The sequence below is a fragment of the Singulisphaera chitinilytica genome (assembly GCF_049331405.1).
Classification (GTDB): domain Bacteria; phylum Planctomycetota; class Planctomycetia; order Isosphaerales; family Isosphaeraceae; genus PoT.
Genome location: NZ_CP186274.1, coordinates 2,768,609 through 2,779,848, shown reverse-complemented (window position 1 = coordinate 2,779,848; position 11,240 = coordinate 2,768,609). Strand labels below are relative to the sequence as shown.

At 67.0% G+C, this 11,240-nt stretch carries 7 protein-coding genes; 4 read left to right on the top strand and 3 right to left on the bottom strand.

All coding sequences use genetic code 11. The features are described from left to right. Nucleotides 1–25: 25 nt before the first annotated feature. Entirely contained in the window at nt 26–598 is a 573-nt protein-coding gene (locus ACOYYX_RS11040; RefSeq protein ID WP_422929981.1) for a GbsR/MarR family transcriptional regulator, read from the bottom strand. Between the two features lie 450 nt (nt 599–1,048). On the opposite strand from ACOYYX_RS11040, the gene ACOYYX_RS11035 reads away from it, so the two are divergent. The 3 genes from ACOYYX_RS11035 to asnB all read left to right on the top strand — a co-directional run bounded on the left by ACOYYX_RS11035 (nt 1,049) and on the right by asnB (nt 4,304). Beyond that, nucleotides 1,049–1,909, top strand: a complete 861-nt coding sequence (locus ACOYYX_RS11035; RefSeq protein WP_422929980.1) for a carbon-nitrogen hydrolase family protein — start codon at nt 1,049–1,051, stop codon at nt 1,907–1,909. Next, nucleotides 1,849–2,028: a hypothetical protein gene (locus ACOYYX_RS11030; protein WP_422929979.1), complete on the top strand. Its 180-nt coding sequence runs from the start codon at nt 1,849–1,851 to the stop codon at nt 2,026–2,028. Before ACOYYX_RS11035 ends, ACOYYX_RS11030 begins: the two co-directional genes overlap by 61 nt. A 329-nt stretch (nt 2,029–2,357) precedes the next feature. After that, nucleotides 2,358–4,304 carry an asparagine synthase (glutamine-hydrolyzing) gene (asnB, locus tag ACOYYX_RS11025; protein ID WP_422929978.1) on the top strand — a complete coding sequence of 649 codons (1,947 nt, stop codon included), beginning with the start codon at nt 2,358–2,360 and terminating at the stop codon, nt 4,302–4,304. Between the two features lie 89 nt (nt 4,305–4,393). On the opposite strand, the gene ACOYYX_RS11020 is transcribed toward asnB, so the two are convergent. Further along, the gene (locus tag ACOYYX_RS11020; protein WP_422929977.1) at nt 4,394–5,788 is read right to left on the bottom strand and encodes an alkaline phosphatase family protein; all 1,395 of its coding nucleotides are present in this window, start codon (nt 5,786–5,788) and stop codon (nt 4,394–4,396) included. A 153-nt stretch (nt 5,789–5,941) separates the two neighbouring features. Here ACOYYX_RS11020 and ACOYYX_RS11015 point away from each other — a divergent pair, with 153 nt between their 5' ends. Further along, the gene (locus ACOYYX_RS11015) at nt 5,942–6,487 is read left to right on the top strand and encodes a DUF309 domain-containing protein (protein ID WP_422929976.1); all 546 of its coding nucleotides are present in this window, start codon (nt 5,942–5,944) and stop codon (nt 6,485–6,487) included. A gap of 106 nt (nt 6,488–6,593) precedes the next feature. Here ACOYYX_RS11015 and ACOYYX_RS11010 read toward each other — a convergent pair whose 3' ends face one another. Beyond that, complete coding sequence (locus ACOYYX_RS11010) at nt 6,594–10,949, bottom strand: hypothetical protein (RefSeq protein ID WP_422929975.1); 4,356 nt, start codon at nt 10,947–10,949, stop codon at nt 6,594–6,596. Between the last annotated feature and the right edge of the window lie 291 nt (nt 10,950–11,240).

Here is an 11,240-nt window from a genome sequence, read left to right as displayed (position 1 = left end):
TCGACAATCAACGCCCTCCCCCGGCTCAGGCCGGGTTCGCGCTGGGGGGCTCGGGCTCTTCCTGTGCCGGGCTGCCCAGGCTGAAGAGGTTGGCGAGCTTAGCCCCGCCCCGGAAGAGGCGCTGGAGGGCCGGCGTCGAGAGGCGGTCGATCTGGCTGTACCAGGCCGTGACCATGCTCGTGAACTCGAGCATCTTCTCGAGCTGCTCCCGCGTGTACTGCTCGGCGGGGCCGCCGGCCTTCGCCTCCCGGACGCAATGCTCCAGGAGCGCGATCGTCGGATCCATCTCCCGGCGCTTGCGCTCGGCCATGATGACCCGGAAGGTCTCCATCACGTCCTTGAGCGCTTCGAACCGGTCTCGGCGGTCGCCGATGATGTGGACGCGCTTGACCACACCCCAGGTGATCAGCTCGCGCAGGCTCGTCGAGACGTTGGAGCGGCTGACGTCGAGCAGCTTGCTGATCTCCTCCGCGTCGAGCGCCTGCGGCGAGACGAACAGCAGGGCGTGGACCTGGGCCATGGTACGGTTGATCCCCCAGGCCTGGCCCATCTCGCCCCAGTGGAGGACGAATTTCTGTGCAGCAGGAGTCAATGTCACGGTAAATTCCGTTCGGTCTGCCCAAACAGTCTCTACCGAAAGAATACTCGAATGGCGACGAGGGCATCAAGCTTGAGGAGTGTTCCAAGCCGGTCCCTCGGAATCCGTACTGGAAAAGTTGAGTTGATCTACCCGCCTTTTTCGAAATGGGTTATTGGAGAATCCGCAACCCGGCCTCGACACGGTGGTTGGCCCCGACTGAGACGAAAGGGCAGTCCGCCGAAGCCTGTGAGAGAGTGCGGATTGCGCTGGTTTTGCAGTTGTTGACCGACTGGCCCCCCGAATCGGCCGGCAAACGGGTCATGGATTGACCTCGAGCCGGCCCGATAAAGAGAGAGTCGCCTCGCTAGTCCGAGCCTGCGTCGAGCCCCGGCTCGATCCCGTTCCCCAAATTCCAAGTGACGCACCGCCACATCCGTTCGCCATCCTCAGGGATGGGGGTGAACCGACGTGAAGATCGCCGCCGCAGCCATCCAGCTCTCGTGTGAACCACTCAGCGTCGCGGCCAATATCGGCCGGGCGGACGCCCGAATCAAAGAGGCCCGGGATGCCGGCGCCGAGCTCGTCGTCCTGCCCGAACTGTTCAACACGGGCTATGGGCTCTGTCCCGACTATACGCCTTACGCCGAGGATCGCGATGGGCCGACGCTGGCCCACCTCCGCGAGCGTAGCAGGCGCTGGAAGATGGGGATCGCCGCGGGCTTCGTCGAGCGCGAAGGCCGGCACCTCTACGACTCGCTCGCCTTCGTCATGCCCGACGGCGACACGCAGATCTACCGCAAGCGCAACCTCGTCTTCTGGGAGAGGTTCCGCTTCGCGCCCGGTCGCAAGCCGTTGATCGTCAACTCCCCCTGGGGTCGGATCGGCTTCGCCATCTGCGCGGACATGATCTACCGGAAGGTTTGGCGGGACTATCGGGACCGGATCGACCTGGCCATTGTCTCGGCGGCCTGGCCCGACTTCGCCGATCGCGAGACCGGTCGCAAGCACTGGCTTTTCGGTCACGTAGGCCCGCTCTCGGGCGCGATCCCGGGGAAGGTGGCCAGCGACCTGGGCATCCCCGTGATCTTCGCGAACCAGTGCGGGCACACGCAGACCGTGATCCCGGTCCTCACGACGAAGATCGCCGATCGTTTCGCGGGCCTCAGCAGCATCAGCGACGGCCGACACGGGCCGATGATGATCGCGGGGGTCGAGGAAGAAGTCCTGATTTCATCCATCACCATCCATCCCCAGCGAGGACTGAAGACATGGCGTTCTACGTCCCCCTCGGCTTCCGCGGAATTTGCTTCCAGGTCGGAACTCTCCTGATCACGGTCTTCGGCGGTGTCGTCTACTGGCGCGCCAGCCGTCGCCGGACCCTGAGCATCGTCCCCGTGATCCTGAATTTCGACCTGGGCGAAGGCGACCTCCTGCCGATCGGAGATTGACGGCGACGGCCGGATCCTTGCAAGATGACGCAAGGGTCTCGCAACCCGTCGGACCCTGACGCGGACCCATTCGCGGCCTCAATCCCCCCGAAGCCGATGCGCCGGCGCCAGCCGAGGCGAGTCGTGCCCATCCCGTCGCGGGCCTTCGCCTCCAGATCGGGAAGGCTCCACGAGTCTCGTCGGCCTTTGCGGTAGTAAGATCGCGGACACACGGCAAGTCGGCCGGGCGTGCCGCTCGCCAAGGCGGACCAGGCGTCGCGGCGGCTTGATTCCCGAGAGACCACCTGGAAGAGGGATCGACGATGTGTGGAATCGCCGGAGCCTTGGACTTGACCGGCACCCGAGAGTTCCCCGTGCAACGACTCCTCGCCATGACCGGGGCGATCGCACACCGAGGGCCGGACGACGAGCAATTCCATAGCGAGCCCGGCGTCATGCTGGGCGCACGCCGGCTGTCGATCATCGACCTCGCGGGCGGGCGTCAGCCGATCCCCAACGAGCGCGGCGACATCTGGGTCGCCTTCAACGGCGAGCTCTTCGAGTACCCCGAGCTCCGCGAGGAGCTCCTTGGCCGAGGGCACCGGCTCTCCACCCATTGCGACACCGAGGCCTGGGTCCACCTCTACGAGGACCTCGGCGAGGGGATGTTCGAGAAGGCTCGCGGCCAGTTCGCCGTCTCGCTCTGGGACCGCGAAAACCGCACCCTGATCCTCGGCCGAGACCGCGTCGGGATCTGCCCGCTCTATTACACCGAGCGCGACGGCTGGCTCCTCTGGGGCTCGGAGATCAAGGCCCTGCTCTCCTCGGGCATGGTCGAGGCCCGCCCCGACCACAAGGGGATCGACCACCTCTTCTCGTTCTTCTGCGCGGGGACCACGCGGACGTTCTTCGACGGGATCAAGTCCCTCGCCCCCGGCCACTACCTCAAGATCAAGGATGGGCGCGTCGAGGTCAAGAAGTACTGGGATCTCGACTTCCCCGACGCCGGCGACGAGCGTCGTCTCGACGACCCGAGGCCCCTGGTCGACGAATTCGAAGAAGTGCTCCGCCGGTCGGTCGAGCGCCGGCTCCGCAGCGACGTGCCGGTCGTCAGCTACATCAGCGGCGGGCTCGACTCCACCGTCGTCCTCGGCATGAGCAGCAGGCAGCGGGGCGAGGCGGTCCCCTCGTTCACCATCGGACTCGACAACGCCGGCCCCGACGAGCGCTCGGAGGCGACCGAGGCTGCCGACGTGCTCGGCTCGAAGCTGACGATGGTGACGATGGACAAGGACAAGATCGCCAACGCCTTCCCCGAGCTCACCGTGGCGGCCGAAGGCCCGGTCCTCGACACCTCGTGCGCGGCGCTCATGCGGCTCGCCCAGGCCGTTCACGGGCAAGGATATAAGGTGGTCTTGACCGGCGAAGGGGCCGACGAGGCGCTCGCCGGTTACGTCTGGTTCAAGACTCAGAAGGCGCGGGACTCGGTCATCAACAGCGTGGGGCCGTTCCTGCCCCGCCTGACCCGCAAGTTCCTGCTCACGGCGATCGGCGGCGGCTCGGCCCACCGGCCCTCCGAGCGTGCAATCGGCGGTGTTAGAACAGCCCAGCAAGATATGTACGAGCTCATCGGGCAGGCCCGTTCGATCCTCTACACGCCCGGGATGTGGAGCAAGCTCGGGGATCACAACCCGTATGGCGACCTCAGCATCACCAACGACCGCATCGGGAGCTGGCACCCGCTGAACCAGTCGCTCTACGTCGGCTACAAGGTGATGCTCGCCGGGCTGCTGATGATCTCCAAGGGGGATCGCATCGCCATGCACTCGTCGGTGGAGGCCCGCTACCCGTTCCTCGATGATGACGTGATCAAGTTCTGCGCGGGCATCGACCCGAACTACAAGCTGCACGGCCGGACCGAGAAATGGATCTTGCGCCAGGTCGCGGCCAAGACCCTCCCCGCGCAGATCGCCAATCGGCCGAAGACGATGTTCCGGGCCAGCCTCTCGCAGACGTTCCTCGGGCCGAAGCGCCCGGCCTGGGTCGACCAGCTCCTCAGCCCCGAGTCGCTCAGCAAGACGGGCTACTTCGACCCGAAGGTCATCGCCCGCGAGCGGTTCTTCCAGACCCACATGCCCAGGATCACCGCGCGTCGGTTCGTCTTCGACGTCGGCCTGACCTGCGTCGTCTCGACCCAGCTCTGGCACCACATCTTCTGCGGCGGCGGCCTCTGCGACCTCCCGACCTGGACCCCCAACTTCCAACCGAAGCCGTTCGTCCAGGCGGCCGTGGCCTGACATGAATTAATGTTAATGAAAACGCCTCTCGATCATTCGGGAGGCGTTTTCATGTGGAACATCGTTTGGCTTCGAGAGGTGCCGACGCCTCACTCCGGCACGAGCGAGTTGAGCAGCATCCCGTGGATGGCCGTCATGTCGAGCAGGCCCTCGCAGGTCGGCTCCGGCCCGTCGCCGATCAGGATGGGCCGATCCTCGTCAGCCTGCGCGTAGAGCCCGTGGCTCCCCTTCACCAGGCCCGCATCGAGCGGGATGACGTCGAAGAGGGTCCTGAATCCGAGCTTCTTCTGGATCAGCCTGCGCATCGCGCGCCCCTTGGCCCACGGCAGCTTCGGGTCGAAGAAGAGCTCGCAGGGGTCGTAGCCGGGCTTGCGGTGGATGTCGACCGTCCTGGCGAAATCGGGGGCTTTCTTGTCGTCGAGCCAGTACGGGTAGGCGAACCAGGCGTCGGGGTCGGAGAGGACGACGAGTTCCCCCGAGCGCGGATGGTCGAGCCCCACGTCCTCGCGGGCCTCTCCCGCGAGCACTCGCGCGACGCCGGGGACCCCGGCGAGGATGTCCCCCACGCGGGCCAGGTCTTCCGGATCCCGCACGTAGACGTGGGCCAGCTGATGGTCGCAGACGGCGAAGGCCCGGCTCTGGAAGGTCTCGAGGACCTCGCCGAACGGCCCGTCCCTCGCGACGAGGAACCCCTCGCGCCTCAGGACCTGGTTCAGGTAAACCGGGCGGGAGACGTCGCAGTGGCCGTATTCGCTGACGACCCAGACGCGGGCGCCGAGGCGCTTGCAGGCCTCGAACAAGCGTTCGCAGGCCGAGTCGAGTTCGCCGACGAGCCTGGGCATGTCCGACTTCGAAGGCCCGAGGCGCTGGGGGTCGTAATCGAGGTGCGGCAGGTAGACGAGGCTGAGGTTGGGCCGCTCGGTCTCGAGCACCTTGGCCGCCGAGTTGGCGATCCAGGTTGTGCAAGGCAAGCCCGCACCCGGCCCCCAGAAGGTCCGGAACGGGAACGTCCCCAGTTCCGACTCCAGGCGCTCGCAGAGCCCGTCGGGGAACCCGGTGATCCCGAAGACCTTGTTGCCGTCGGAGCCGTAATAGGGCTTGGGGGTCACGCTCAGGTCGACGGCCGCCCCCTGGTTGAACCACCAGAAGAGCTTGGCCGTCCGGAAGGTCCGCCCCTGGGCCTCGGCACGCTTGCGGGCGGTCTCGTAGAGGGGCTCGCCCTGGATCAGGCGGTTCGACTGCTGCCAGAACCGGACCTCGCCCGTCTCGCGGAAGAGCCAGCCGTTGCCCACGATCCCGTGTCCCGAAGGGGGCTTTCCCGTCAGGATGCTGGCCTGTGCCGTGCAGGTGACGGCGGGCAGGACCTCGCGGAGCGGCTTCGACCACCCCGAGTCCGCGAGGGCCTTGAGCCTGGGGGCATGGGGCAGCAGCCGGCCCGTCAGGCCGACCGCGTTGATGAGGACCAGGGGGGCGGTTGCTAGCAAAGGAAGGATCCCGCGTCAGAGGGTGGGCGATCGGCCGGGGATCCCTCCGCGCCGGCCGACGAATCTTGCCGTCCCCGGGCCCTCTCGTCCATGATCGAACAGGCAGGTCCGGCCGAGTCGCCATCTTCGCACGCCCAGGCCAGGAAGTTCGAGATGAAAATCGGACCCGACGACCCCCTCCCCCCCTACACCTACTTCCCGAAGGGCCCCTGGCCTCATCCCGTCCGCTCGGAGGCCGGCCATTCCTTCGCCAGGCCCCGGCTGGTCGCCGAGCCGATCGTGGACGATCGCTGGGAGGTCTCGGCCTGTTATCTCCGGGCCTTCGAACTCTTCAACGCGGGATATTACTGGGAGTCGCACGAATACTGGGAGGCGCTCTGGCATGCGCACGGACGCAAAGGGGCCGAGGCGGTCGTGCTCCAGGGGTTGATCAGGCTCGCGGCGGCGGGTGTCAAGGTCCGCGAAGGGACTCGACGCGGCATGAGTCACCACGCGGCGGGGGCGGTCGGCCACTTCGAGTCGGTGCATTCGCGGGGGATCAAGCATCTCCTCGGCCTGGGCCTCGAGGCTTGCATCGCCCTCGTGAGTCCGATCGCCGAGGCATTCCCCTGTCCCGAGATCAGGCCGGCTGCGTCGGCCGTCTGCGTCTTCCCGTTTCACCTCGAACCATCAACGTGGTATCGAATCAAGCATTCTTGATGTTGATCGGGGCTCTCGGCCGGGCAATGAAAAGGGACCGGCCGGCCTCCTTTCGGAAGCCGGTCGGTCCTTCGTGACTTCAGGGGACCCGATTTGCGGGAAGACCTCAGCTGGTCTTCTTGGTCGGGTCGGTCTGGGCCGGCGGGTTCGAGGCAGTCGTCGTGCTCGTATCCGATCCGAAGATGGAGGGGAGCGACGAGGCCGTGCTGCTGTTCGACGCCGTACTGCTCGTGCTGGTGCTCGAACTCGTGTTGCCCGTCGACCCCGTTCCCGAACCTGTCCCCGTGGTGGTCGTGGTGGAGGCGGTGGTCGTCGGGGTCGTCGTGCCGGAGCCGCTGGCGAGCTGCTTGGCGTAGTCGATCAGCCCCTGGGCCGTGGCGGCGGACTGGGCCGCACTCGTGCCGGTCCCGGTCCCGGTCGTCGAGGTCGATCCGGAGCCCGTGCCCGTCGTGGTCTGGGCTGTGGTCGTGCTGCCGCCGGCGGTCCCGGTGCCGGTCGTGGTGTGCGTCGAGGATCCGACCGTCGGGGTCGTCGAACTCGTGGTGACGCTGGCCGGCTTCACCGAGTTCTGAACCACGGTCCTGGTCGTCTTACCGCCCGCGAAGAGCGTGTAGAACGGGAACTGGCCCGCGATCGAGTCGGTGCCCACCAGCCGGTTCACCTTGAAGCGATCCGGAGAGATGTTGCGGTACTTGACCAGGGCACTCTTCGGCACCAGCGTGTACCTGGGCTGGAGGTGCTGCAAGTCGTGGTAGTTGCGGGTCACGCTGGGGTCGAGCAGATACCCGGCGTTCGCCGACTTCTGCCGGTTCGTGATGGTGAAGGCCGTGGGGGACGGCAGCAGCGTCTTCGACAGCATGCGGAGCTGCGCCATGCTGATCGAGCCGTTGAGCTGCCCGTCCGCGGCCGCGTCGAAGAAGTTGAACCGGCGTTGCAGCACGTCCGGCTGGTCAGGCTGCTCGCCGAAGAGCGTGGTGCTGTCGCTCGGGATGCGTGACGTTCCGCCCAGCAGGCGGGCCATCGCGGCGGCTTCGTACTGCCCGGTCTTCGGCGCGTTGTCGACGAAGTCCTGGATTTCCTGGGCCGTGATGCTCCCGTCGTTGTTCTCGTCGATCAGCGGGAAGTCGTTGTGCTGCAAGAGGTACTGGATGGCGATCGTGCCTTCCACGGCCGCGATGGCGTTCCCCACGTCGATGCGGGAGTAGGAGCGGAAGTCGGTGCTCCCCGTGAGGTACGGCGGGCTCGCGGTGCTGAGCCCGTCGTTCGCATCCGTGACGGGGACGGCGGTCCACTGGAGGATCGCGTTGATCCCGTCCGGGTTGTTGTACATCGAGAGGTCTTTGAGCGCACCCGCACCGCCGAAGTTCAGGGTCATCGCCTGGACGGGGGTGGTCAGGTACGCATCGGACGTTACGCCCGTCTGGTTGATCGTCGACCAGTAGTTCAGGGCCGAGGAGACCATCGCGAACGACCCGCCGACGATGGCGGCCGACAGCGAGGTACCGCCCTGGATGAACGTCAGGTGATCGTTCGGGTCGGTCGAGTCGCCCGTCAGGGTGCTGGTGGACGAAGAGGTCCCGCTGGTGCCCGTCGATGTGCTGCTCGTGGTCTGGGTGAACCGACGGCGGAAGGTCGGCACGTCGATGGCCGGGGCGGCGAAGTCGGTCGTCGCGCTGCGGTTGGCCGACGCGAGGACCCGGTCGCTGTAGATCGCGAGGTTGCCCTGCGTGAGCTGGCTGATCGGGTCCGAGCTGCCGGACGTCGTCCCGGAGCCTGTGCCCGTCCCGCTGGTGCCCGTGGCGAGCTGGATGCCTCCGACCGCGACCCCTTCGTAGAGGATCTGGGCGGGGACATTGTTGATGTTGGTCTGGAGGACGCCGATCGTCGGGTCCGTCGGGGCACTCGAGGGGGAGCTGGAGTACGGGAACGGGATCGTGCCCGTGACCGACACCATCTCGTTCAGCACGGCCGGGAAGGCCATGCCGTTGACGTCGCCGTCATTGGAGTTGTTCGCGTTGTTGGTGCCGGTCGCACCGATCGTGGCACCGCTGGTCCCGCCGCTGCCGCCCGTGCCGCCGCCGACGCTGGTGCTGTTGGAGCTTGAGCCGGCCGCGAACGGGGCGCCGAACTGCCCGGCCGCCGCGACCGGGGCGATGCCCAGGGCACGGAACTTCCTGAGCTGGTTCTTGAACGCGATGACGATCTGCGGATACCGGCGGTACGCGGTCCCTTCGGTGTCGAACGTCTCCGTCGAGCCGAACCCGTACACCGATGCGATCACGCGGTTGACCTTGTTGGGCCGGACCGGGTCATTCACATACGGGTGGGAGGCCACGTAAGCCGTCCCCTGGTAGACGGCGTTGGTGGTGGTCAAGGCGTTCGAGTTGGCGGTGATGGTCGTCCCGCCGTTGTTGCCCCCGGTGTTGCCGCCGGTTCCTCCGCCCGTGCCGCCGCCGGTTCCTCCACCCGTGCCGCTGCCCGAACCGGAGGAAGTGGTGGACGAAGCGGAGAGGAACGGATAGAAGACGTTGACCGGATTGAGGGTCGCCTGGGGCACGAACTGGGCCACGACGCCCGCGACGAGCGTACCGTGGCCGTCGACCGAGACCGCGGTGATCGAGTTCCCGCCGCTGCTCGAGCCCGAGCCGCCGGTGCTACCGCCCGTCCCGCCCGTCGAGCCCGTGCTGCCGCCGGAGCTCGAGACGGACGTCGCGGTGTCGGTGTTGCCCAGGCCGCCCGTCACCACATTCGTACCGCCGGCCACGCGGCCGCGGAACGGCGGGGAGGTGGCATCGACGCCCGTATCGACGATCGCGACTGCGCTGCCGTTGCCGTCGTAGGGGACGCCCAACGTGCGGAGGTCGTTGAGGCCGATCAACGAGCCGGTCGTCGAGGTGGCGAGGCTGGTCGTCGTCTTGAACTGCCAGATGCCGTCGTCGTCCGAGGCGTACAGGGTCGTACCGTCGGCCGAGAACGAGATGCTCAGGCTCGAGTCGAGGAAGCTCGTCGAATCCTGGGCGCCCGAGGTGTTGAAGCCGGCCGCGAAGGTCGTCACCGTGCCGTCGGGCGTGATCCGGACGATGCGGCCGCCGATGTTGCTGCCATCGGTCGTGTTGCCGTTGGTGACGATCGGCACCACGTTGCCGGAGGCGTCGGTCGTGACGCCGATGGTGCCGGGGCCCTGGATCGGGACTTGGATCGCGGTCGTCGCCAGCGGCGCGAGCGGGGTGACGCTGACGCTCAGGCCCGTCGCGAGGTCGGCCACGAACAGGTTACCCGCCGAGACCGGGGTCCCCAGCGAGGCCGAGGACGTGGTCGTCCCGCTCCCCGTGCTGCCCGTCCCCGAACTGGTCGACGTGGTGGTGCTGAGCGGGAAGCCCTGGGAGAAGTAGCCGTACTGGTCGAACGCGATGTCCTGGAAGCGGCGGAAGGTGGTCGAGATCTCCGACGTCTGGTCGGGGGTGAGGCTCGTGGAGGTCGTGCCGAAGAGCCCGATGAGGTCCTCGCCATTCAGCCCTTGCACGCCGGAGAGGCCCGGGCTGGCGGGGATGCCGCCGCTGTCGCTGGCGGGCGTGCCGAAGTCGGTGTAGGCCGAGTACACCTGGGAGAGGTAATCCTGGTTGGCCGCCGTCAGGCCGACCTGCGGGCCGAGGTCGAGGTTCGTCTGGGAGACGCCGGTCGGCAGCGTGCTCGTGCTGATGTTCTGGCCCGGGGAGTAGGCGTTCGCGTTGAAGTAGAGCGCGGCGAACGTGGTCCCGGAGCTGGAACTGGTGGTCGAGCCGGTGCCGGTGCCCGCGATCAGGCCCCGGAGGAAGCTCTGATCCTGGACGGGCGGGACCAGGATGGCCGTCGGGTTGATGTTGAACTTGAGGGCCGACTGCCCGTCCGTCAGGCTCACGAACGTGCCGAGCAAGGTCCCCTGCGGGCTGATCTGGTAGATGATGTTCTTGTTCGGGTCGGTCCGGTCGACGCTGCTGACGAACATCGACGGGGTGCCGTTGAACGTCCCTTCGGGGTCGAACGCGATGTCATACCAGTTGACGAAGCCGGTCGAGGCCCCGACCGAGTTGCTGGCGTTGCCGCCCGGCTCGAGCTGGTTGATGACCGAGTTCAGGTCGAAGAAGACGCTCGCCTTGCCCGTGGCCGGGTCGACGCGATAGATCACGCCCGGGTGGTTGGCGGCGCTGGAGTTCCCGCCGGCACCGCGGTCCACCGCGTAGAGCACGTTGCCGAAGACGCCGCCGGGGCCGGCCTTGATCCGGACGATGTCGCCGCCGAAGGAGGAGGCCGGGGTCAGCATCGCAACCGACGTCGTCGGGGCCGCCGTCGGGAACGTGGTGCTGCTGCCCGTGGTGATGCCGGACGTGATCGTGACCGTGCCCAGGTTAGCATTGGTCGGCGTGCCCGTCGCCGTGGCGAACGAGGCCGTGATCGGACCCGTCGCCACGAAGGGAGCGAGCAATGAGCGCTGTTCGAGGGCTTGAACGGGCTCGATCCGAAGATCACGACGACGCCGCCGCGCTGGGCCCTGTGCCTGCGGTCGGGTTGGGTGAGACATTCCATTCTCTCCTTAGGATCGACGGGTCCTTCCAGGACCGAGGCGTTGCCCGGCAATCTACGGTATCGGCGCGGCTAGTTCTCGCGGATCAGTCGGAATAGGCGGCGATCCAAGAGAACCGGCACGACCGGCGTGCGCGGACCATTCTGCTGAGAAGAATCGGCTGATCGCCGCCTTGACATCAACGAAAGATCG